The sequence below is a fragment of the Anisomitus miae (SeqCode) genome (genome assembly GCF_054906395.1).
Map to the genome: position 1 here is coordinate 1 of NZ_JBRACL010000009.1, position 26,405 is coordinate 26,405.

General features: G+C 30.6%; 17 protein-coding genes. 4 read left to right on the top strand and 13 right to left on the bottom strand.

What is annotated here, in order from left to right; translation table 11 throughout:
• Positions 1–880, top strand: an 880-nt coding sequence (locus AALI31_RS06635; protein ID WP_489885753.1) for an Rpn family recombination-promoting nuclease/putative transposase, incomplete at its 5' end; no start/stop codon positions are given.
• A gap of 85 nt (positions 881–965) precedes the next feature.
• Here the strand turns inward: AALI31_RS06635 and AALI31_RS06640 are convergent.
• From AALI31_RS06640 to rfbA, 11 genes are all read right to left on the bottom strand, one after another.
• On the bottom strand, positions 966–4,172 hold the full coding sequence (locus AALI31_RS06640) for a DUF4214 domain-containing protein (protein WP_489885754.1): 3,207 nt from the start codon (positions 4,170–4,172) through the stop codon (positions 966–968).
• A gap of 435 nt (positions 4,173–4,607) precedes the next feature.
• Positions 4,608–5,600, bottom strand: coding sequence for a glycosyltransferase family 2 protein (locus AALI31_RS06645; protein ID WP_489885755.1), 993 nt, complete (start codon positions 5,598–5,600; stop codon positions 4,608–4,610).
• Between the two features lie 109 nt (positions 5,601–5,709).
• On the bottom strand, positions 5,710–6,729 hold the full coding sequence (locus AALI31_RS06650; RefSeq protein WP_489885756.1) for a glycosyltransferase family 2 protein: 1,020 nt from the start codon (positions 6,727–6,729) through the stop codon (positions 5,710–5,712).
• Between the two features lie 107 nt (positions 6,730–6,836).
• The gene (locus AALI31_RS06655; protein WP_489885757.1) at positions 6,837–7,835 is read right to left on the bottom strand and encodes a glycosyltransferase family 2 protein; all 999 of its coding nucleotides are present in this window, start codon (positions 7,833–7,835) and stop codon (positions 6,837–6,839) included.
• A 131-nt stretch (positions 7,836–7,966) separates the two neighbouring features.
• Positions 7,967–9,832: a TylF/MycF/NovP-related O-methyltransferase gene (locus AALI31_RS06660; RefSeq protein WP_489885758.1), complete on the bottom strand. Its 1,866-nt coding sequence runs from the start codon at positions 9,830–9,832 to the stop codon at positions 7,967–7,969.
• Between the two features lie 120 nt (positions 9,833–9,952).
• The gene (locus tag AALI31_RS06665) at positions 9,953–12,106 is read right to left on the bottom strand and encodes a DUF4214 domain-containing protein (protein WP_489885759.1); all 2,154 of its coding nucleotides are present in this window, start codon (positions 12,104–12,106) and stop codon (positions 9,953–9,955) included.
• 138 nt (positions 12,107–12,244) lie between these two features.
• Positions 12,245–13,321: a regulator gene (locus AALI31_RS06670; protein WP_489885760.1), complete on the bottom strand. Its 1,077-nt coding sequence runs from the start codon at positions 13,319–13,321 to the stop codon at positions 12,245–12,247.
• A 49-nt stretch (positions 13,322–13,370) separates the two neighbouring features.
• The gene (rfbD, locus tag AALI31_RS06675) at positions 13,371–14,228 is read right to left on the bottom strand and encodes a dTDP-4-dehydrorhamnose reductase (protein WP_489885761.1); all 858 of its coding nucleotides are present in this window, start codon (positions 14,226–14,228) and stop codon (positions 13,371–13,373) included.
• A gap of 6 nt (positions 14,229–14,234) precedes the next feature.
• A complete protein-coding gene (rfbB, locus tag AALI31_RS06680; RefSeq protein WP_489885762.1) occupies positions 14,235–15,227 on the bottom strand; it encodes a dTDP-glucose 4,6-dehydratase in 993 nt (330 codons plus the stop codon).
• Positions 15,228–15,423: 196 nt separating this feature from the next.
• Entirely contained in the window at positions 15,424–15,972 is a 549-nt protein-coding gene (gene rfbC / locus AALI31_RS06685; RefSeq protein WP_489885763.1) for a dTDP-4-dehydrorhamnose 3,5-epimerase, read from the bottom strand.
• Entirely contained in the window at positions 15,965–16,876 is a 912-nt protein-coding gene (gene rfbA, locus AALI31_RS06690; protein WP_489885764.1) for a glucose-1-phosphate thymidylyltransferase RfbA, read from the bottom strand. Before rfbA ends, rfbC begins: the two co-directional genes overlap by 8 nt.
• Before the next feature lie 152 nt (positions 16,877–17,028).
• On the opposite strand from rfbA, the gene AALI31_RS06695 reads away from it, so the two are divergent.
• Positions 17,029–18,435: a glycosyltransferase gene (locus tag AALI31_RS06695; RefSeq protein WP_489885765.1), complete on the top strand. Its 1,407-nt coding sequence runs from the start codon at positions 17,029–17,031 to the stop codon at positions 18,433–18,435.
• 54 nt (positions 18,436–18,489) lie between these two features.
• Here AALI31_RS06695 and AALI31_RS06700 read toward each other — a convergent pair whose 3' ends face one another.
• On the bottom strand, positions 18,490–21,393 hold the full coding sequence (locus AALI31_RS06700) for a DUF4214 domain-containing protein (protein ID WP_489885766.1): 2,904 nt from the start codon (positions 21,391–21,393) through the stop codon (positions 18,490–18,492).
• Between the two features lie 667 nt (positions 21,394–22,060).
• Between AALI31_RS06700 and AALI31_RS06705 the strand changes: the two genes are divergently transcribed.
• Together AALI31_RS06705 and AALI31_RS06710 are read left to right on the top strand one after the other, a co-directional pair.
• Entirely contained in the window at positions 22,061–22,771 is a 711-nt protein-coding gene (locus AALI31_RS06705) for a signal peptidase II (protein ID WP_489885767.1), read from the top strand.
• A 16-nt stretch (positions 22,772–22,787) separates the two neighbouring features.
• On the top strand, positions 22,788–23,957 hold the full coding sequence (locus tag AALI31_RS06710) for a cation:proton antiporter (protein WP_489885768.1): 1,170 nt from the start codon (positions 22,788–22,790) through the stop codon (positions 23,955–23,957).
• A 22-nt stretch (positions 23,958–23,979) separates the two neighbouring features.
• Here the strand turns inward: AALI31_RS06710 and AALI31_RS06715 are convergent, their stop codons facing one another.
• On the bottom strand, positions 23,980–26,394 hold the full coding sequence (locus AALI31_RS06715; RefSeq protein WP_489885769.1) for an ATP-binding protein: 2,415 nt from the start codon (positions 26,392–26,394) through the stop codon (positions 23,980–23,982).
• Positions 26,395–26,405: the final 11 nt, after the last annotated feature.

Consider the following 26,405-nt stretch of genomic DNA (forward strand, 5'->3'; position numbering starts at 1 on the left):
GAGGAGTGAGAGGGATATGGAGATAGATAGATGGGATAAGTGGGAAGATTTAACAATAAGTAATGATTTTATGTTTTCGAAGGTAATGAGAGATAAGGAGATATGCAGGGAGACATTGGAGATACTGCTGGGTAAGAAGATAGGAGAAATAGAGTATGTAGAAAACCAGAAAGTAATCGATATAAGTTATGACTCTAAGAGTGTGAGACTTGATGTATATGTAGAGGATGAGAATAGGATATATAACGTAGAGATGCAGGTAGTACATAACAAGGATTTAGCTAGGAGGAGCAGATACTATCAGGGGATGATAGATTTAAATGCGATAGAGAAGGGAGAGATGTATAGAGAGTTAAAGGAAAGTATAATAATATTCATATGTAGATTTGATCCATTTGGTAGAGGTATGAGCAGATATACATTTGAGAATATATGTGTGGAAGATGGAGAGATACATTTAGGAGATGGTACGAGTAAAATATTCTTTAACACGAAGGGATATGTAGGAGGAGATGATAGAGAGGTAAAGTACTTTTTAGAGTATGTTGAGAGTAATGAGAGTAATTTGAGTGAATTTGTGAGGAAGATAGAAGAGAAGATAAGAGATATAAAGGATAATAAAGAATGGAGGGCGGAATATATGAACCTACTTATGAGAGAAAGGGAGATAGCTAGAGATAGTTTCGAAAAAGGTAGACTTAAGGGTATCAATGAAGGTATTCGTGAAGGTAGACTTGAGGGAATCGCTGAAGGGGAAGAGAGAGGAATAAAGAGATTGGTAAATACGTGCAGGAGACTAGGTGCAAGTGAAGAAGATATAATAACATCTCTATTTGAGGAATACGGGTTGAGTGAAGAAGAGGCTAGAAAATATTTATAATAATAACAAAGACGTAGAGGGTTACTCTACGTCTTATATTTATCTTTAGTTCCTTTGTTGTTTATCTTATGTATTATGCCCTTCTCTAAAGTTTGAAGTTCATTGTGTTAGCTAATTCCTTAAGCTCCGTCTCGTTTACCATCCTGTCTGCTATAGCTTGCAGTGCTTGACTCTCTGTCCCATACACCGCTAAAGATTTCTTATATTCCTTTACCCAGAACTTCTTGCCTTCTTCATCCGATGTCCTCGCTACTATAGCATTATATAACCCCTCAACTCTCTCCTCTGCTGTCTTATACCTCTCTGTAAATTCCTTCTCATTCAACATGTTAAGTAAAAAGTCTTTCAACGATGTTGTCTTGTTCACTAAATTCTTGTAGTGGTAGTGGTATCCTGTCTCATCTGCCGGTCTGTTAAATACTGTGTCATATACATTCGATAAATATCTCTCAGATTCACTTCCTACACTAGTACTTACATCCTTCAATACCAATGTCTTAACTACTCCATTCGTGTCTGTATAACTAACTGTTATCTCTTCATATGTCTTCCCTGGTACTAACCCTTCTACCTCTGCTCTTCCATTGGTAAAGTTAACCCCTACATTCTTAAACTCCTCTTTCGTTTCCGTTACACTCTTACCATCTTTTCCCTTATACTTAATTCCCGTTATAGATGGTGTACTGTTTCCACTATACGTAAATCCTGTTGGCAGTGTAACTGTTGCCTTGCTTGAGCTCACTGTAGTATTGCTCGATGTAGATGTCACTGTAGTCGTAGCTGCATTCCCTGTTGATGAACTACTACTGCTACTTCCTGTACCTGTTATCGTAGAACTTGATCCTGATCCTCCACTTATAGTCCCTGAACTTGTGCTTCCTGATAACTTAATGTTCTTTACCTCTGTTATAACTTCCTCTTGTACTGTGCTTCCATTGTTAACTCTGTATATTACTCTAAAGTCATATGTCTTTCCTGGTGTTAACCCTGTAACTACTTTCGTAATCTCTGTCTTGTCTTTTATCTCTTTGTTACTTCCACTAGTTGTAAATGTTATGTTAGAGTTCACCCATGCATTAGAGTTAGATCCACTTGTAACTGATTCCCTGTACTGTATTATACCTTCGTTTATCTTGTCCACTGCTCCACTAACTAACGATGTAGGTTTTATCTTTAACGCCACTGATGTACTTGTAGCTTCCGTTCCTGTTACTCCTAATGTAAAGCTTCCTCTAGATACCATTATACCACTTGCATATGTCCCTTGGTATTTACCACTAGATGTGTCTAAGCTGATCTTATGTGACCCTGCTGTAAACTGACTTAGTGTCACTCTATTTGAATCTAAATTATCTACTTTAGATGTACCATTACTAAATGTAGATGTATCATACGATACATTAACTGTAAACTGATCACTCACATTCTCTGTCCCTGAGTTTGTCGCTGATAAACTTAGTAAGTTAAACGCATCCACTGTTCCTGTATTCACTGTTCCCTTAACTTTATCTGATCCATCTACGCTCAATGTCCAGTTTGTTGTTGTTGGTACTTGTCCATTAAACTGCACTAAGAATACTAAGTTATCTCCATTACTCTCCGATCCTATTACACTTACTGTAGCTCCACTTATTGTTAACTTAACCTTATTTAAGTCAATACCATTTACAAGCTTCTTACCACCAACTAATGTAAGTTTTCCTTCTGATGTACTTGTCCTATCAAACTTAGTCTGTGTTCCTGCTCCATCTAATGTATCTGCTACCACTATCAACGATGTCTTTACTGGTGATACATTATCTTCTTTAAACGTAGCAAGAACCCTATTATCTGCTGTACTGCTCATCTCATTATTTATCTTCTCTATAGCTGCTTTATCTTTTGAATAATCAACTTCAAATATTCCTGAAATAGATGTGTACCCATGTTCTAGGTTATTACTTAAATTCAAATTGATATTAGGGTTTGTAATCTTAATAGCTGTCGGAGGAGTTCCACTAAAACCTAAGTGATGCTTATCACTATTGCTTGTACCATTACCTTCTTTTTTAGGAGTAATCCCACTTAAAGCATTAAAATAAGTAAGCGTTTGACCATGCACACTCAGAGTATAGTCTCCTATAAGTGCTGTTGAGTTGGCAGCAGTTTTTCCATAACTTACAGTTACACCAGGAACGAAATTATTTTCCGTTATAACAGTTGTAGGTGCTCCAGTAATTGTAAGTTTAACATCAGTACCACTAGTTGTTACATCGATTTCAGCTCCTCCTACTTTGTTATTTGTACCACTATAAGTCTGTTCATAAGTCAAAATAGTTTTTCCAGTTTGACTACCATCAGTACTTGAAGTCGCATTAACACTGTAATTTACCGTATCTTGTGAAATATTTGTAGTATTCACTGTAAGACTAGAATACCCAAAGTTCTTTTTCATGCTCGACTCTAATTCACTCTTTGGTGAACTAGCTGTATTAGTCATAAAAGCATCTTCTATTTTAGGGGTTTTTTGTTTAACAACTAATACCTCAGATGTTAACTCATACTCTTTGTTTCTTCCATACTTAATCCTAAGTGTTAATACATCTCCCTCTTTTAACTTACCATCATCTGCTAAATCTAATGCACTGAATACAAATTTACTATTATTTGAACTACCCGTTATAACTTCTGCTACTCCACCTGTTCTCTTATTCGTAAGTGTTATGTCTTTGCTATCGAATGTATAGGATGTATCATCAATTCCGTTGTTAAGTGTAAGTCCATTTATTTCAACTGTCCCTACCTTAACATCTGCTGTATACTTAAGTGAGTCTGATGGAGTCTTCCTAAGTGTTATTGTATACTTCTCTTTAATTCCACCTTTGTATGTTACTTCTACCTCTCCTGTATATATACCAGGTTGAGTTGGTTTACCACTTAATGTTAACTTTCCTGTTTCAGAATTCCATGTTCCAGATGATATTGTATTACCTTCTTTATCTATATCTTCTCTCTCTTTAAACTTCGTATGCGTGAATGCACTTGATACTGTAACATTATCAACTGTGTTCTTGTTAAGAGCAGTTGTGCTACCTCCATACACAAGGTCGAAAGATAACTGTACATCACCGCTTGAAGAGTATTCTACCTTAGTAGTCAAGTATCTCATTGAAATGCCATTAAGTAAAGCTGCTTGTTCAGTAGTTAATGCATGTGCCACGTTAATTTGATTACCAACTTGTCCAACTGTAACCATGAAAGTATTAATGCTAAGTGCAGCAGCCAATGCCAACGCTACTCTTTTTTTATTCATATAATTTTTGCCTCCAAAATTTTAATTTTTTCAAACATAAAATCAACTAATTCCATAGTAATTGTACCTAATACGCCAAAATCAAAAGTTACTCTACTATAAATCGCAAAAACATAAAATTAAAAATTCAGGTTTAAGTTTTAAGTCAAACATTTTTAGGTATTTCTTTTCCAAAGAAAACAAATAATTCGAATTACAGTTAACTTTTTACATTGCCATACCCTATTAAAACTAAAAAAACGCCTCCTTAATAATGTCATTTACTCTCCAATCAATTTCAAAAGCATTTTAATCATTTTTATAAAATAATAACAATTACATTACAATAATAATACATAATTTATTCGAAAGTCAAGAATGTTAATAGATATTTAAATATTTTTAACAATTTAATCAGTATAGATTTTTATTTAGGTGGAATAATAATAATTTAGTTTAACCTCCCGATAAAAAAATATTTTCATATAACTTATATTTACCACATTCTATAAGGGGTTTGACTATCTCTCTAAAACTTAATCCATAAAATATAACTTTATATTTCTCATCCATGACTTCGTTCATATTATTAACTAAATATTCATAATATTGATATTCTGTTAATATCTTAAACTTATATAGCTCATCGCTAAAAAACCTCACCAGTATCTCTAAAATACTATCAACCTCATCTTTGATCCTAAAAATTATTACACTTCTGCTTTCTCGAATAATATCCCTGTACAAATACCTAAATGCTATTTCAGTATGCTTACTTAAAAGATTCTTGTTATTACTCAACGAAAAATTTTTATCGTGAACTCGATAATTTAGTTTTTCCTCTTCGAGTATAGAAATCTTTTTTCCATGTCTATGAAACATTACGCTTAAATAAAAATCCTCAACAATAGAAGCCTCTTTATCAAATGGCATAATCTCTCTCAACACATCCGCTTTACAAAATATAGTACTTCCTGTTATGGGTTGACCGAGTAATATTCTATCCTTTTGCTCATTATATGTTCTAATTGTCTTATTTACACAATTTTCTAAAAATCTTTTTTGTCCATCTGTCCCAGTACCAAAACATTTTATATAACATCCAACCATATCAAAGTCGTTCTCTTTTAAATAATTCCATTGTTTTTCATATCTGTCAAGTTCACATATGTCATCACTATCACACCTTGCAATATATTTTCCATTTGAGATAGCCAAAGCATTTTTCACAGCTAGACAAATCCCCATATTTTTTTGAGTAATTGCCTTTACCCTATTATCAAGCCTTTCATAATACCTCATTATCCTTAAGACATTGTCACTTGACCCGTCGTCAATTAAAATTATCTCGAGATTTCTATAGGTCTGATTGAGAATACTCTCTATGGTTTCATGTAAATACGTATCTCTGTTAAAAATCGGTACAATAACGGTTATTAAATCTTCCATTTCTCACCTTCACAAAATTTTCATTCACATTATTTTAAATTGTATTTTTACGTTGAGCTATATTTCACCTGCTAAGATAAAAAATTAAAAATGCTCTTTTAGATGGCATCTAAAAGGGTTCATCCCCCCAAAAACAGTCAACCAATATAAATAAATTCTTGTACAAGACATAATTTCTATGGTTCAAGATTTCACAAATTTCCCGAAAAAATAAATTCCCAACGAAAAAAACACTATCGTCAGAGTCATATTTTAAAATTTCATTCTCGACAAAAGACCTGAAATTAAATTCATTTACAAATTTAAACTTAGACCTTAAATCACTGAAATACTCATTTAACATGTGAGAAACTAACTTCTCTTCCTCTTGTCTTTTCATGATTATTACGTTTTTGCATTCATAAATTAGGTCATTAAACAAGAACATAAACAACAATTCAAAATATTTATAAACCCCTTCTTTTCTCCTGTCAGATAATGAAGTATTATCATTGTGAACCCTATAATTATACAAAGGCTCTTCTAAAATACCTATCTTACATCCGTTTTTGTGTAAAATTAAATATGAATACATGTCCTCAGATAAAGAATACCTTCCGTGAAATGGATCAAGTTTTTTAAGTACTGAAGCCTTAGCAAAAGATGTCCCTCCCGTTATCGTACTCCCTGTACAGATTCTAACTTTTTGATCAAAGTAATTTTTAATTGGACGATTATTGAAAGTCTCTATTCCTAATTTCGATACTTCATCACCGCTACCAAAACTCTTTAAATATACTCCAATCATGTCATAATCATTTTCTTTTAAGTACATCAACTGCCTCTCAAGTCTCTCTCTTTCACAAATATCATCGCTGTCGCATCTCGCAATATATTCACCACTCGAAATAGACACACCCATTTTAGTGGCTAAACCTATGCCCTTATTCTTCTGAGTTACAACCTTAACTCGTTTATCGATTCTTCCATAATGCTTCATGGCTGCAAATGTATCGTATTCAGTTGAACCATCATCAACTAAAATTAGTTCGAGGTTTTCATGAGTTTGATTAAGTACGCTTTCGATAGTTTCATGAATGTATTTCCCTCTATTATAAACAGGGATTATTACGCTTATTAAATCTTTCAAATTCCCACTCCCGTAAAAAGTTTTTCGCACTACAAATTCTATTTTAGTTTATAAATATAATTCTTCAAAATAAAAAAACCATTTGGAAAAATTCCAAATGGTCAAGCCTACCAAAAGCAATCCATCAAAGGAAAGAAATTATCATACAGCCTGTAGTAATTCCCCTGATTTAAAATTTCAATGAAGTATTTTAAAAACATTCCTCCAACAAAAAGTATACTCTCCTCTGGGGCATAACTCAAAACCTCATTTTCCACAAAGTAATCAGCATTGTGTTCATTTATGAATATAAAATTCAATCCTTTAAAATATTTATCTAAACTATCCACTATTAAATTTAGTTCTTCTTCTCTCTTAATAATTACAATATTTTTATATTCCTTCAAGTGCTCATCAAACAAAAACCTAAACAAAACCTCAAAATATTTCCCAACAACAGTTCTTCTATTACTGCATAAAGAAGTATTCTCATGATGAACTCTGTAATTATATACAACCTCTTCTAAAATTCCAATTCTACATCTATTTTTAGTCAAGTTTATGTAAAAATAAACATCCTCAACTAAACCATAGTCTTTATGAAATGGCTGAAACTCTCTAAGCACCTGAGCTCTAGCCATTAGTAATCCCCCCCCGATCGTTTTTCCGTTATACACTCGTATCCACTGTTCAACTCCATCTCTAATTCCAACATTATTTAAAAATTCCATTCCTCTTTTCGCAGTTTCGCTACCATTCCCAAAACTCTTGACATATGCCCCTACTGCATCATAATCATTCTCCTTCAAATATCTCAATTGCTTTTCATATCTATCTAATTCATTAATATCATCACCATCACATCTTGCAATATATTCTCCACTCGAAATCCTCAAAGCATTTTTAACTGCCATACAAATTCCCATATTCTTTTGAACAAATACCTTTACTCTATTATCAATCCTCTCATAATGTTTAAGTATCCTTAAGGTATTATCTGTTGAACCATCATCAACTAAAATTATTTCAAGATTCTCATAAGTCTGATTAATTATACTCTCTATCGTTTCCGAAACATATTTTTCTCTATTATATATTGGAACAATTACTGTTATTAAATCTTCCATAGCCCCTCCTATTAATATCTTAATAGAAAAATAGCCAGAGAATTTTAAAACCTCTGGCTAAAAATCTATATAAAATCAAATATATAAAATATTTGATATTAGCAATTTACCGTAAATTTCAATAATTTATATTACTTTGTTATAACCAGTGTACCGGAATAATCACTTATAGGTACTTTACAAAGTTTCCTTCCAATCATATTTTCAAAATCCTTAACTGCATCCGAGATACCTGGCCATAACTTATGATTATAATCATGAATAAATATATATCCTCCATCTGATAATCTCTCGTAAAAATATTTTAGTCCTTCAAAAGTTGGTCCATATAAATCCACATCTAAACTCACAAAACAGAATTTTTCTTCCAAGGAACCTAAACTTTCTGGAAAATAACCTTTTTTGATAATTACATTTTCCTTATTTTTCATCTTGCTCATAATAATATCTACATCTGTACTTTTAAGAAGCTCTGAAGTTTCAAATACATATTTATCACTATCTAAATTTATACGTTCCTGATTTATATCTCTATCATCAAAACCTTCAAAGGTATCAAATAAATATAATTTTTTATCATAAAATACCTCATTTAAGAGTTTTGCAAATTCTCCTCTAAACACCCCAAGTTCAGCAATTTGTCCAGGTATTCTGTTTTCTCTAATTTCCTTAGCACAAAGTTCGAATGTAAACCACCTAATATAATCTCTTCCTATTGGATCATACACATTTACATTTTTCGAATCATCACTTATAAAATTATAGTTGCTTTTTATTTTAGATGTTAAAAACATACCACTAGAATATTTATTATTTGCATAGATAGCTTCATTTAAATCAATAATTACTTGTCCAATTTTGTTTACATACTCAGGTAATTCTCCACTTTCCTGATAACTTTCAGCTGCACCTAAATAATCGCCCTTTTGTTCAAGTATCTTTCCTATTAGACTATATAGATTTTGTGGTACATAATCTACTACGGAAAACTTATTTGGATCTTTTTCGAATTCGTTTCCTACATATCTCAAAAACTCTTCTATTTTAAAATCGTTGCTCTTTACAATATTCTTAGCCCTTAAATACATCAGTTCTAATAAGTTAGATTCTATACTCCTCAATTTTTCATAGCATTCTTCAAATTTTTCATGTTGTCCTGTTTCTATATAATTTTCACATAAAATTGTAAGTGCGTTTACTCCAATAAAATTATATAAATTTCTATTTAAATAAGCATATCTATCGTAATTATCTTTTATATAGGAGGCATGCTTAATTATAGTTCTAGGTAATTCTTTATTATTTAGCTTTATATCTAACAAATAATGTTGCCATATAGGGTTTGGATCTATTAAACTCATTCTATTTAAAATAAATTCATCTATATCTTTTTTCTTTATAAGCTCTTGGTAATCATCTATTCTGAGAAGGGTTACTTTAGTATTTACATAATTTCTTAATTTTTTATCATGTATCCTGTCTTCAAAAGATTCAGTGTCATTATTTATATCTATAATTTTAAAATTTATATTAGTACGTGCTATCTCATCTAATATGAAATATAGTTCATCTATTTCGTCATAATCTTCTAGAAATGCCTCATTTGAGTTTATATTTATCTTCACATTATCAGAACAATTATAATTATGAATCTTCTCACATGATTTAGAACAAATTGAATTTAAAATACCCTCAGAAACATTATTAACGTTTATATTAACTTCTCGCTTCCTATATCTTAAAAGGTATTCAACAAAATATTCTAGGTCATCAAACAAATTTCGTTCAAATACATCCATGTAATAATCACCATAAAAATACTTTTCAAGAGGTTCAGAAACGCTATCAATTAATTTTAAAACCTTAATCCTTCTCTGCACTCTCAAAACCAATTCTTTATTTACCTTAGGTCCAGATAAAAGTTTCTCTACAACTTTATTGAAAAATTCAAAATTGCCTATCAAAAATTTAGAGTAGGTATCCAAATAATCTCCCACGGTTCCTCCTTGATTTATTCCCCATTTTATTATTCTCAACAATTATATTTGAGTGTAAACAAAAAATAACTAAAAACAAATAAAAGCGAGTGCTTCATAGAAGCATCGCTTTTATAAAAATTATTCTACTTTAAGTCCAATACTGTACAAGAAATTCTTCGTTTCAGTTTCTCCAAGCATTCTTTGAGCTATATTCTGCATAGCTGCTGTTCTATTTCCAGTCTCTGCTATAGTCTCCTCAAGAGTTCTAACCCACCATGCAAGACCATCAGCATCAGAACCTCTTCCAGTTACAGATCTATACATACGCTCTACATATTTGGAGTTATCTAAGTTTTTCTGCTTATACTCTTCTTCATTTACTATATTAGATACGAAGTAGTTAACAGTCATTTCATGTGATGAAAGCTTAGATGTCCAGTATGCCATACCATCTTGATCTCCATCTCTTAAGAAGAATATATGATAGAATCCATTGATCCAATCCTTAGCACTCGTAACTTTACCAGTAGTAAACTCACCTACATCCATACCTAACTCATCACCAGTAACAAGCGTAACTACAAGTTGTAATCCTTTATGAGTAGTATTAGGAGTTATTCCGTATAGGCTTAATACTCTATTCTCTTTGTCATAAACAGAACTTGCTATTGAATCACCTTCAATTCTAACATCTTTAATTATTCCTTCTGCATCATTAAATCCGATAGAAAATTCTGCTTTTGTAGGTGAAATGCTCTTAAGTTCAAAGGATTTTAATAAATCTCCTGTAGATGATGTTCCCATAGTTTTGATAACAAGCGGATTAATTGAAATAGGATCATAATTAGTAAACCTTCTGTTAACATCACCATTTCCTGAGTTAAAGGTTACTATAAGCTCAGTAAACTTATATTCTGTTCCTGAATTCAATCCTTCTATAACAAAGTCTTTATATGCTGCTGAATTTTTCTCAGGATCTTTCACTACGTTATCAGCTGTAGCATAAGATTGAAACTTACCAACTTTATCTGCTTCCTTTAATATAGTTCCTGAATAAAGTTTACCATTAGAGTCTTTAATTTGTATTCTTTTTATAGTATTTTCTGGATCATATATAGCATCATAGAAAACCACAGCATCTTCAAGTGGTCTTATATTAGCATGTTTATATCCATGTGCCTCGTCTTTATCAGATAATGGTCCCACATACTCTACAGTTTTATTCCCTTCTGTGGTCACCTCGCCCTTACTATCTACACTTATGTCAACAAAATATGATGTTGTAGCCTTAACTGTAAGGGGATCCAAAGCATTTGAGTTATCAACATTGATACTTTCAGTTAACATAGGATCTATAAATGGAATTATACCTGATTTTTCGTTAACTTTTGACTGCTTTGATATTTTCTTAACAACACTTTGTTCAACTAACGAAGGAAAAGAAAGATCCCCTTCAAACTGAACCTTAGTAACTTCACTTCCTGATGGCAATCCATATACTTTTAAATAAACGTTACCATCTTCGTCTACTATATTAGGTGCATTATAAGTGTTTGTATATTGGTTTATCTTAGCTGTAGTCGTATCCATTAATATATCCTGTACAGAAACTTTTTTAACTTCAGATTTTGAACCAGTATTGTAGTGCACAGAAAGATAAAAATCCTTATTTATTAAAGCACCTGACTCATTAACCATACCAAGTGAATTTTGTATAACTGTTGCAAGAGTCTCTTGTTCTAGTAAAGAAATTTGGCTACCTTTTCCTTCAGCAAGAAGAGTTTTGTTCTTCTTATACTCTTCTACTGCCTTATCCAGAGTAGACTTAATTGCCTCTCCGACATTACCTTTAAAATTAACCTTAACATAAATATACCCACCTGTAGATGTATCCCTCAAGTAAGTTTTAGTATATTGACTGTCATCCTCTCTCTTAACAACTACATTGTTACGCAATATCTTACCGTCAATTTCAACAACTTCTAAGAAATCTTCTTCATCTGTTGTTGCCGAAGCAGACACTTTAAAATCCTCTGTACCTTTCAAAGGTAAAATCTCGCCATCATCATATTTACCATTACCATTGAAATCCACAGCACCAGGATTTGAACCAGCTGGAATCTCAGTTGATGAAAGGTTTACCGAAAATTGCCTATCTCCCTGAATATACTTGTCCTCAATCGCTGGTACAGCAAAAGCCATATCTATATCGTATACTCCTATAGTACCAGAGAGCACAACCAAAGATAATAAAGTACCTACTAACCTCTTAGTAAATTTCTTACCTAACATCTATTCCTCCTCGAAAGTATTTAAATTTAGATTCAGATTCGCCAAACTTATTAACTCTACTTAAATTGAGTTTATGTGTTTATAATCGAGATGTTTTAAAAAAAATTTACTTAAATTATACAATTTGTAACTTATAATTTATTGCACCTTAAAATTTAGTTGTTTTTCTATGTAATTTGAACTACTCTCGGATGATAAAAATCTATTAAGTATTTCTAATTTTGCCTCTTCACGTGTATTACTACTTAGTAAAAGTTGATTAAACTCGTCCAACACTAGCGTAGATACTCTACCATCTATACTTTTTTTATTAACGAGGTAATATATACCATCAACAATTTTCTTCGGTGTATCATTTACAGTATTAAATTCTTCATTAGAAATAAATTTGTTTAAAAATTCGTTAATTGAAATTTTATTATCTTTCAAATCAATTAACGTACTCTTGTAATCACCTTCATATGGATATCTTCCCAATACTACTAAATAAACTCTAGATAGATATTCCTGCAAGTTAGTTTCTGGCTGCATTACAATATTATTGATCCTTAATATTACATCAGTACCCTCACTATTTTTAGTAGACATTTTAATATGTGAATACTCCTTCAATGGCACTAAATTCTCAATAATTATCTTTAAATTTAATTCATCTACGTATGCTGTTAAAGATTTAATATCAAGTTCACCATGCTTTGCAGTAATATCTACTTTATTTTTTGATATTAATTTCAAATATTTAGGTATGCTTACAAAACTACTAACACCATCTGTTGTAAAATCATCTAATTCTAAGATGATTTTGCCTTCATTTCTGTATACTTCATCAACTATTTTAACTCCAAATATCGTGCTCACGTATGTATTATCTTTCGAATACACTACAAATTTTAAAAGTAAATCTTGATTTTTGGGAATTAGATTCAAATTCTTATACAAAGTATCTGTAAAATTTTCATCAATAGATATCCTAAATTTTTCTCTGAAGTTGTCCTGTTCTTCAACATTTCTCACATATATGGAAAAATCAAAACCATTTAATTTACTTTCACCAATTTGTTTTATATTGCTATTGATATAGTTCAATAAATCATCTTTAGTTAATACGATGTCGCTAAGTTCAGATAAAAATAATTCACCATTCTTTATTCCTACAAACTTTATATTTAGTATGTTATGGTTCAAAACCTCTAAAAAATAATTTAGGTTAACCATAAATAAAATTATAATAATAAAGGAAATTACTCCAATAATATTACATTTTTTATAATTCACCTAATTGCAACCCCATTTCATCTATAAACTCTGAAATACCATTTTCTATACTTGATAAATGTGGTATGTTATTTTCTTCCAGGCACGACTTTGACAGCATATAATTATGTCCTCTTCTCGCAACTGTTTTGTAATCTTTCAATAATATTCTTTTCAGTTTAACATTAATTCCAGCTTTATTAAAAACCATTTTTCCAAAATCATAAAAACTTAAATAACCTTCATTAGTTAAGTGATATATACCTCTCTTACCTGAGTTTATTATGTTTATAATTCCATACGCCAAATGTTTAGCATAACTCTGAGAAGCAATTTGGTCACATACAATACCTATCTCCTTGTTTACTTTAGACAGGTTTATTATGCTTTTCACAAAGTTCTTACTTCCCATGCCATATACTGAAGATACCCTTATAACATAAACCTTCGAGTATCTCTCTAAAACATATATCTCAGCTTTTGCCTTCGTATAACCATAATTATTAATTGGACTCACGAGATCATAAACTTCATAAGGAGAATCTTTCTTTCCATCAAACACGTAATCAGTACTTATATACACAAATTCACACGATAATTCTTTAGAAATTTCTATCAAATATTTTACAGATTCAAAATTAATACTATTACATAAATCTCGGCATTTTTCTGCCAAATCCACATTTGTGTAAGCAGCACAATGTACTATACAGTCAACATTTTTATCTCTAAAAAATTTAAATATCTCTATCTTTTTAGTTAAATCAAAATCTTCTCTAGTTATAGGATAGTAATTAATACCTAAACTCTTAAGAGCTTTACACATTTCAAATCCTAATTGTCCATTCGAACCAGTTACAAAAAACATAGATATCTATCCCTCTATATATTTATCTTTTAAAACTGCTTCCACCCAATCTAAATTATCCAAATACCATTTCACAGTACTTTCCAGTCCCTCTTTAAAATCAATTCTACAACTAAACCCTAGTTCACTTTTTATTTTCCTATCATTAACAGCATATTTTATATCATGCCCTATCCTATCTTCAATACAAGTTATTAATGAATGACTTTTATTTAAAATATCTAATAACCTTTTTACTAAGTCCAAATTCTTCATTTCATTTTTCGAACATACATTATATATTTCACCGATTTTACCATCTTTAATAATTTTATCGATAGCTATCACATGATCATAAACATGTATCCAATCCCTTATATTATCCCCTTTACCGTATACAAGGATGTTTTCATCTCTAATAGCCTTAACTATAACAAGAGGTATTAATTTCTCAGGGTATTGATAAGGTCCATAATTATTCGAACATCTAGATATCGTTACTGGCAGTTTGAACATTTTATAGTAACTCATTACAAGCATATCGGCTGATGCCTTCGATACTGAGTAAGGAGATGATGGTTTTAAGGAATCTTCTTCCGAAAATAACTTATTATCGTCTATATTTAAATCTCCATATACCTCATCTGTAGAAATCTGATGATATCTTCTAATATTGTATTTCATGCACATATCCATCAAGTTTTTTGTACCTATTATATTTGTTTCTAAAAATATTTTACCATCTGTAATAGACTTGTCCACATGCGATTCAGCAGCAAAATTAACAATAACATCAAAATTTTCCTTAGAAAAAACTTCATTAAGGAATATAATATCTAAAATATTCCCTCTATAAAATTTAAAATTTGTATTCTCTTTAACAATTTCCAAATTCTCAAGATTCCCTGCATAAGTCAGTGCATCTATACAAACAATTTGTATATCCCTATATTTGTTAATCATATAATGAATAAAATTACTTCCAATAAATCCAGCGCCACCAGTCACACAAATTTTCATAAAATCCTCCAAAATAAAACTTTTTGTTTACTGAAAAATTCATCATATTTATTAAATAAAATCTCTCTATAAATTATGGTTTTCAAGATTTAGTCAAATCCAAAGTTTATCCTATCTAATTGAAAATCAAATAATCAATTAATTTACACTTAACAGAATATTGTACCATTAAATTTAAATATTTACTACTTAAATATCAAAGATCCAATTCTCCAATACTCTTGCCTGTCAAATCTTTATTTGAAATAATAATATTTTCTTTACGCAAATCAATTCCCCAATCGATTTTAATTTTTTTATCATTATATATAAGCGTTCTCTCACTTTTCACATTATAAAAATTATCCACCTTATATGAAACCTCAGTGTTATTCTTAAGAGTTATAAACCCATGGGCACACCCTCTAGGAATAAAAACCATTCTTCCATTTTCCTCACTAAGATAAATCCTTATCCAAGATAAAAATGTTTTAGAATCTTTCCTTAAATCTACTACAAAATCAAAAATACCTCCTCTAACACACCTTATAAGTTTTGCCTGTGCATGCTTTCCCTTCTGGTAATGAAGTCCTCTTATTGTATATTTTTTCGATGAAAATGAATTATTATCCTGTACGAATTTACAATTTATACCGTTTTCAAAAAATATACGTTCATTATAAGTTTCAAAAAATGCACCTCGGTTATCATAAAAAATTTTTGGATCGTAAATTTTAACTCCTGGTATCTTGAGGCTTTTAAACATAATTACCCCCCCCCGATTTTTTATACGACCTTATACTTTCTTGATTTAAAATTTCATTCAAATATTTTCCATAAGAATTATTGCCATACTTAAGTGCATATTTCAATACATCGTCTTCAGATATCCAATTATTTTTATAAGCTATTTCTTCAGGCACACTTATTTTAATCCCTCGATGCTCATCTAATATTTTTATAAACTTAGTTGCATCATATAGAGATTTAAAAGTACCAATATCAAACCAAGAAAATCCCTTATCTAAAATTTTATAATTAAGTTTATCATTATTTAAGTATATATTATTTAAATCTGTTATTTCTAATTCATTTCTACTACTTTTCTTAAGAGTCTTTGCGTAATATGCTACATCTTCATCGTAAAGATAAAGACCTGTTACAATATAATTTGATTTTGGATTTTTGGGTTTTTCTTCAATAGATATGATTTTATTATCACTAGAAATTTCGACTACACCAAAAAATTCAGGATTTGAAGAATTATATAGAAATAATGTGGCACCAACTTGAGTCTTAATTGAGTCTTTTAAAACGCTTGAAAAACTCTCACTATAAAAAATGTTATCTCCTAAAAGCAGAGCAACTTTATGATTTTTTATAAAATTCTCTCCAATAATAAATGCTTCTGGCAATCCATTAGCATTTTTTTGTATCTCATAAATTATATTCACACCAAATTGGGAACCGTCGCCCAAAAGATTTGTAAAATTATTAATTTGATTTTCAGATACTATAATCAAGATATCTCTTATTCCAATACTCATAAGTGTCGATATGGAATAATAAATCATTGGCTTATCGTAAATCGGTAAAAGTTGTTTGGTTATGGATAACGTCACAGGGAACATTCTCGTTGCAACTCCACCTGCTAATATAATTCCTTTCATAAACACCTCGTTTTTTAACACTTTCTTAAATTGATTGTAAATATTATGTGTTAATGCTATAATTTTACACAAATTGAAGTAATTATATTAATGATTTTAACAATTTTTTAATGTTAAGATTTGTAACATTTACATTCGAAAGGTGGTTTAAGATGTTAGCACTGAAATCAATAATAGAAAATATAGATATTGATTATTTTAAATTCAATTTAAATTTTCACAGATACGTACTTGAAAAGCTAAAATCAGATAAATTTGGTATATCTAAAGAGTTCGAAGAAAATTTAATTAAGCGTATAAAACTTCTAAGTTTCATAAACGGGACATGCCCTGATATACTAAAGTTTTTTATAAATGATGATTATGTAAATTACCAAGAGGACTTAACAAATGAAGATTTGGTAAAATTAATAAATATATTCTCAGATGAAAAGCCTGTAAAACTTACTGTAAATCTAATTGTATTTAATGAAGAGCGTTGTATTGAAAGATGCTTAAGTGCACTCTCTAAATTTGCAGATGAAGTTTTAGTTCTAGATACTGGATCAACAGATAACACCGTTAAGATAATAGAAGAGAACTTCCCATCAGTTAAAATATTCCATGATAAGTGGAGAAAAGACTTTGCGTATTCGAGAAATATATTAATAGAAAAATCTTCAAACGATTGGATATTATCAATCGATGCAGATGAAACGCCAATAGATGAATTTTATCTCATAAAAGACTTGATAGCAATGTTTACTAACTTTAAAGCAAATAAAGATTATCCTCTTGTATTTTCTCCTACTATAGACTCCTTAGGTCAAAGAATAAATACTACAAAAAGGATATTTAATAAAACGCATGAGATGAAATTTGATGGTAAAATTCATGAAGAAATCGTTTCAAGAAATGAAAAAGAGATAAATTATATTATGCTAAATCTTACTCTAACTCACGATGGATATCATCCTGAAGTATTTAAAGAAAAGAATAAGGCTGAAAGGAATACCGAGATCCTCGAAAAAATGATAAAACTAGAACCAAATAAAATTCGATGGTACTACTTTCTTGGACGCGAAAAAAATATTCTAGGACATGACATAGATGAATGTATAAAAATATTAAAATCAGGTCTTAAATTAAAACACACACAAAACTCAATTGAAAATTTTTATTACAACATATTAACCTTGTTGGCTAAAATAGCTGTATCACATAAAAAGTATCCTCTGTTAAAAGAAGTAATAGAACATATGGAATATGAAATACCAAATTCTTTAGATGCATTTTATTTTAAGCTAATTTTGGAAAATGACTCTGTAATGAGCGATAAATTTCTTCAGATAAATGCTATGGTCCAATCTGTGGGAGATATAAGTGGAAGAGTTAATACAATAGACGGTACTTACTCACACGTTCTCCACACTCTAGGTCTCATATATTTAAGTTTCAGAGATTATACAAGAGCATTTTATTATTTCAATCAAATAAAATCTCCCCAAAATATAGAGGCAATAAAAAATATTTTAAAGCCTTTAAAAGAACAAATAGATACGTTTCTTGAAACAAAATAAATTAAATTGAAAAAACGAAGTTCGATATGAACTTCGTTTTCTATTTAAATACCACTATTCAAATTTTATACCTAATCTTGTTGCCATACTCTTAACTTCATCAGTATCCAACATTCTAGAAACTATACTAGCCCTAGCTTCACTCTGAGTGGCACCTGACCCTATTGATTTCTCTATTTCTTGAACCCAGAAAGTAACTCCATCAGTTTCACCAGCTCTATCAACCATAGCATACATAGATTCAACAAATTTCTGATTGCTCAAATTCTTCTGCAATAACTCAGGCGTAAATGAAAGCTGCCCTAAGAATCCTTTTAAAGTTTCCTGCTTGCTAGTCAATCTATCTGTCCAATAAGTCAATCCTCCACGATCTGGAGTTCTATCAAAGAAGGTTGTATAAACCCTTGTAACATATCCAACAATTCCACCTTGAACTCCTGTATTACTAGAAAGAGTTATAGTTTTGAAAGTAGGCACACTCACCGTAGCGCTCTTATCAGCATACTTAAGAGTTAATTTTAAATCCTTATACTCAGTTCCAGAAGTAAGACCCGTTAACTCAATCAAATTGGTAGTAGCATCATACTTAGCTGTAACTCCTGAAGCACCTGAAACCTCAACAGCTATAGATTCCTTTCCAGTATTTTGTATACCAGCATTAACCGAAGCTGTACTTGAAGTTATTCCAGAAACAGTAACATTTGATGAATTAACCTGAACCTTAGTCGCCCCAGCTTTACCACTAACAAACCTAGTTATAGTTTGCTGAGCTTTTGTATTATTTGTAGGTATAGATCCAAATGCACCTATACTACCTGTAACTATAGAAGATACATAACTTCCATTCCGAGTAGTCACAAATTCAAGCCTAAAATCTCTAGAAGTATTTGAAGCAAGACCACTAACAGTTACTTCAACCATTTCAGAAGCTGACTCAACGTCACTCTCTGTTATAGAAATAGTAGAACCTGTTCCAGAAGTTATGAAAGGATAATCTATAGTTTGAGTACCGCTTATAGTTCCATCTGAATTAATATCCAATCCCTTAGTAACTCTGAAAGTCTTCTCAAGCTTAACATTAGAATCATCTATTTTCTCATAACTTGACCCATTCTTAACATAAACGTTAACTTTATCTAATATATCATCCGCATCTTTAATTCTTCCATAAAACTTAACTCCACCTGCTACCTCTTCAGACTTAAGCGTAGAATCAACCCAGGCTTCTGATACATTATTGTTATTTGTTGTTGTGAACCAGTTATATCCATTAGTAGGTATGTTATTACCCGGGAACAGTACCGCACCTAAATCAGCTGAACTTCTTCCTAATGAAATAGCAGTACCATACCTTTCTCTTCCATTTTCATTATAAACCGTTTCTATAGACAAGAAATCATAAGTCCTATTTTGCTCTAATCCGTCTATTTTTACAGCGAACCAATTAGATTTATCTTTTGTTCCATCTTGAGACTTAACATCAGTAACTGTGTAAGTCTCTCCGGATCTTAAACCTCTAACTTCTATCCTGCTTAAATTAGTAACGTCATCAACCTTTATTATATACTCAAGGCTATTTCTACCAACATTTACCTGATATAAAGTACTTCCTAAAGAAGAATATCCATGTATTTGAGAAGACAAATAATCACTTGTTGTTAGGACCAAATAATTACTTCCGGTTACACCACCTGTAGCCAAACTATTACTGAACGAAACTCTTTGAGTTCTCTCAACATCACCTGATTTGTAAGTTATATCCATATAATCAAACTCATAGGTTGTCCTATTTGCTAAACCAAGAATCTTTATATCTCTATACCTTGTACCATGATCTATAGTAGCAATCTTATTTTGTCCATTCTCAGTATATCTATATTTACCAGATACGAAATCTCCAACTTCCGCATTATAAGTGTTTCCACGTCTCTCGTGAACAGTCACACCTGTAACCACTTTATCAGGATCTTTCAAAATATCAACCAACGTCACAGTGCTACCTGAAATATCAACAAACACATGCTCATTAGCTTCAATTACATTTGATACTCCAGCATCGTTAAATTGCTTGTACGAGGTGCCGTTAACAGTAACCGATGGATATAACGAACCTGTTAGAGACCAAGTTGATGAAGGTATAGCCACTCTTCCAGCAGTATAATCTATAGAACTTTGAGTTGAATAAGCAGTTCCAGCTGTATTCGTCACAACACTTAGGCTCTGTCTCGAATCAAGCTCAACGTTAGTGATAGTTATGTTGCTTGGCAATCCTCTAAGAGTTATATAAACTAACCCATTTTCATCCACTATTGACCTTAAATCATCAACCGAATTTATCGCTGAAGAATTGGTTGTAGGGTGATCTAATGTTATGTCAGACAATCCTACACTCGTTGTTCTAGTAGACCCGTTAAGTTCATAAGTCAGGTTAAACCTCAAATTACCATTCAAAGCAACTCCTGAACTATCTTTACCAAACAAAGAATCATACACACGCTTAGCAAGCTCAACCTGTCTATCTGACTTTATTGTAGTACCACTGTTATGCCTATTAGAGTTTACAGTATTAACATTATCTCTGTGCTCTGAAACGGCATCATTTATATACGACCTTAGGTAGCTCTCCAAGTTGCCGCTCACTCTCAGACCTAGTCTAACAACTCCTCCCTCACTCGAATTAGCAGAATAAGACTTTCCTCCAGCTACCACATCCTGAGTCAATACCTCTGTTTTGACATTCTCAATTGACACAGTACCACTAGTAGACTTAGTAGCACTACTAGTCAACTGAGTGCCTGTACCACTTATAGTTCCAACTGTAGGTCTCTTATTTACTTCCCACCCACTTTCATACTTAGGTACATCGACTGCTCTAACATTAGCTCCTGGTATAGCCACTGTAACCATAGCTAACATAGCAATACTTGCAACTAATTTTCTTAACTTTCTAGATCTCATACTTGTCCTCCTAAATTTTAAAAACAAAGTTAAAAATTACTTTACTATTTACTACCAATTATTGAAACTTATATTATAACTTTTCCTTGGTACAATCATAACATTTGTAATCTTTTTTTAACATATTTATATATCTTGATTTAATCAATATTTTACCATATTATTTCGTATTTTCTTAAATTATCTCTTCTTTTCTTACTTTCTTACGATTATATTTATGTTTTTGAGATCTAATATAACTCTATAATATAATTCTTAAGACAAACTACCAAACCCAAACTAGAGGAGCACCTACACATCTAGGTACTCCTCTATTCTTTACAAACTAAGTTTTAATACAAAATTTTCCATCATCTACAAACTACAAATCGTTAACAAAAGTTACAAATTAATGTTACTACTTAATCAATCGTACACAGTCGTATTACTCAAATCAATGTGAAATAAATTAAAAGTATCTAAATTTTTGAGAATATTTCCTGATATCAAGAAAATAATATTAGTATCAATTGATCCTAACACCAGTTATTATAAGTGTTCTGTTTTGAAATTTCAACACTGTATCGATATTATTATTTCTTATTTTCAAATTATACATTGATTTATTTTACGTTATTATTTATTTTATATTTTGGATACAATTTTGATTTGGAGAAATAAGTGAACTATGAAAAATTTAAGGCTCATTCACTTCTTAGTAACATACACTTCACTTTGGATGGCTTACTGCTTATTCGAATTCATGGTAGGAAATATTAGAGGCTTGTACAATATTTCACTAAACTTTATACCTGCACTACTTCTGGCTACACTATCATACGGATTTTTCATATATCATAAAAAATCTGTCTTACTTAAGGAAGTCATAACTTCAACAGTAATATTAATTATGTGTATTATCGATCAATTTTCAAAAATAGTTGTTTCATTAATTTTTGAGTACAATTCCTTAAATTCAGTAAATGTTATACCCGACTATTTCTCAATAACTCCTCACATAAATAGTCAAGGATCTTTCATAGCATCCAGATTTAATATCAATGCACCGTTTGTAATATTCACAATCTTAAATTTTATAATCCTCCTGTTGATATTTTATATGTACAGATTTAAAATATTTAAAAATCAACTTACTCCTATTGTTCAACTTTCATTTATCTTCCTATTTTCCGGTGGATTGTGTTCACTCATAGATAAAATTTTTTGGGGAGGTAGCTTGGATTTTTTACATATCCACAATCTCTTCATAGCAGATATAAAAGATATATTTATAACTTTTGGACTTGGAAGCTTTATTTTATCCAGTATAGCTTCAGATGAACAGCCTAAATTAAAAGATTTTTTAAATTTTGTTCTGAATTCGTTGAAGATAAAATGATTTTAGAGGAGGTTCTATGAACCCTAAGTTTCTAATTGAATTATGTTTAATTTTAGTTTTTACAAAACTTTTGGGATCTATAACAAGCAAACTTAAAATCACAAATGTGGTTGGAGCATTAATAGCAGGGATACTCTTAGGTCCCTCAGTTCTGAGATTAGTTAACTATGATACATTTTGGGAGTATGCTTCACACATAGGTGTAATACTTCTAATGTTTAATGCAGGTCTTGAAACCGATGTTGAACACATTAAAAAAGTTGGATTATCATCTACACTAATAGCATTAATAGGTGTAATAATTCCCCTTATTACAGGATTTTCTATAGGATATTTCTTAATGAATTTATCGTATTTAGATAGCATCTTTCTAGGAATTATATTCACACCAACTTCAGTATCTATAACTTCCCAAACTTTGAAGGATTTAAAAGTATTTTCATCAAAATCTGGATCTGCAATTATGGGAGCGGCAATCATAGATGATATACTCGGAGTTTTCATACTTACTTTGTTTGGTGGATCTTTAGGTCAAAGCACTAAGATAGAAACAATCATAATTGGTTTGATTTTATTCTTTGCATTTGCATTTTTGCTCCTAAAGTTTCTTCCTCCATTTATAAATAATCTCAGTATAAATAAAGAGCATAAACATAGAATGCCACTTTATGCCTTAGCTCTATGTTTTGCAATATCGTTCGTAAGTGAAGAATACTTTCATGTTACCTCGATAATAGGTGCATATTTAACAGGTGTTATTTTTTCAAAATATATTTTCCACCACACAGTGTATAAACAATTAAACTATTTAAGCTATTTCATATTTTCACCTATTTTCTTTGCTAGTATAGGCATGCAAACAACTTTGTCATCTTTTGACAATAAACTTATATTATTTACCATAATTTTGTTCATAGGAGCTTCTCTTAGCAAATTTATATCTTGCTTTATATCATCAAAGGTGCTCGGATTTAATTTTTTAGACTCGGCAAGAATAGGTATGGGTATGGTCTCGAGAGGGGAAGTGGCATTAGTTATAATGAATGTGGGAATATCTAGTGGAATTCTCAAAGAGAGCTTAGTATCACCTCTAATAATAGTTGTAATTTTGACTACCATTATCACTCCTATTCTATTATCAAACTTATATAAAAATTGCGATGAGGTCAAAACACAAAAGGGATGATTATACAAATCATCCCTTCTCTTTATACATTAACTATGTATGCATTCCCTTTTAAATATTCCATTTCTCTCTTAGTTGAAGTGAATAATATTACTTGCCTATCTCTTGAATATTTTTCAAGCAACATAAGTGCTTTCTTCATTTTATCAAAACTGTATGAAGAAAATAGATCATCCAATATTAAGGGAACCTCCCCTTTATCCTCGTAGATCAAATCAGCAATCGTGATCCTCAAAGCAAAATATATCAAATCCCACATATCTGTATTTAAAAACTCTATCCCCAATTTCTCTTTCACAAGTACAGAACCATCATAAGTTACAGCTCTTTCAGTTTTAACTATACCAAAAGAATCCTTAACCAAATACTTAATCACATAATCTATTCTAGATAAAATCTCTGGAGAAAGATTCTCCTTAAACTCATAATAAATATCTGTAACTTTATTAATATACATATCAACATTTGTTATCTTAGTTTCTAAATAGGATATTGTATTTTTAACATTTGATATTTCTGCTCTAATATTTTCAATTTTCCTCTCACTTCTATGAGTATTTTTTAAGTTCTGATTCAAATTTACGATTTCCTCATCTATTTTTTTAAGCTCAATTTTTAAAATACCATACTCATTATCAACCTCATCAGAGGATTTATTTGACCTATTATTCGAGTATTCTCTAAGAGACTCCAATTCATTCATTAAATCATACTTATTCCTGCCATCCAGTACATTTATTAATTTCTCATTTTTCTCTTTTAAGTTATTTTCAATATCCTCTTTATGATTTAGCTTAAATTTAATATTCTCAATAAAATTTTCAACATCCTGTATGAACAAATCTTCAAATCCAAAATCTTTCAATATATTGATCAGATCTCTTTCTTGGCATTTAAAATCTTTTATCATGTTAATGTAGCTCATATCACCATCTTTAAATCTCAGGCTCAATGAATCTAGCTCATTTTCAATTTTTTCAATAGCTTCAACATCTTTTTTTATCTTGTAATACGTATAAGGATACAATTCTTTCTCAATTTTTGATATTTGGTTCTTAAAATCATAAAACTTCCCTGCTACATTATTTATATCCTTACTTCTTATATCTTTGTAATCCCTAAAGATTGTAAAAACATAAGCAATCGCCAATAATGCAAATGAAGTTAAACTTATTAGTACTATTCCCACCATATCCAAGTTAAATACGGGAGCTAAAATAACCATCAAGATTGAAATGCTAATTATAATTACATACGATAAACTATAGCTTCTCTTCTTTCTATTTTTTTTAGTTCGGGAAATATTTCTTATAAAAGAATTCAACCTTCCATTTCCTTTTATTCCATCTATTTCGTTATTAAGGCGATCTATCTTCCTTATGCACTCTTTATAAAAAACAAAATTAGACCTTACAATTGAATACTTATCAAGTTCGTTATTTAAATACTCAAATCTTTCAAATATTTTCGATTCCTCATCAACATCCAACTTATTTATCTTTAAAATATTGCGTTTAAAATCCTTATATGATTGTACCTTATCAGCTAAATCATTTATGAAATCCCTAGTTATATTTTCCTCATTTAGTTTTAACATGTCATTATTTACATTTTTCAAGTCCTTTTCGAGCTTACCGATTTCATCTTCCAACTCGTTAACACTATCTACTACCTCTTCAATCTCTAGATATTTAAAGTATTTTCTACTGAGTTCTACCTGAGAATATTCATTTAATAAGTACTCTTTCCTTTTATGTAGATTTTTTAATTTCTCCTCATCCAAAGAATTTAAAGACATTATTTCATTAGCCTGATCCAACTCACTATTTAATTCCAAGTACCTACTATAAAGCTCATTTAAATTATCCGAAACTTTTATTCCTTTGATTATATTTTTTGCATTATTAATTAAGTGAACTGCATTATCAAAAGAAAACCTTTTATCAAAATTCTCCTGAATTTTAACGATATCGTTCATAAGCTTAGAACCATTATTAAATTTCACAAACTCATCTATACTTTTGACGAACATGGTTCTATGAAAAGCTTCAAATCCCATATCCAAAAAACTCATTCCAGGTTGATCCAAATTTAAATCGAACACTTCTTGTCCATCAAGTATCCGAGTCACACTGGTAGCATCTTGAGATTTCGAGCCTCCAAAACTTCGTTCTATTGAATACTCAACATTATTCGTCTCAATTACAATTTCTCCCTTCGTTCGTTCCATAGCAAAGGGAGAATACTTTCTTCTAAACATACTCTTAAATACTTTTCTATCATTGTCCATACCATACAAAAAACAAACTATAAAATTCTGAATAATAGTCTTTGTTTGCTTACTTTCAGAATAAATTACATTGATCCCATTTTCTAAATTTAAACTTTTTTTACTCAATATGCCAAAATTACTTATATTAATTTTTTTAATTTTCATAAAAGTACACG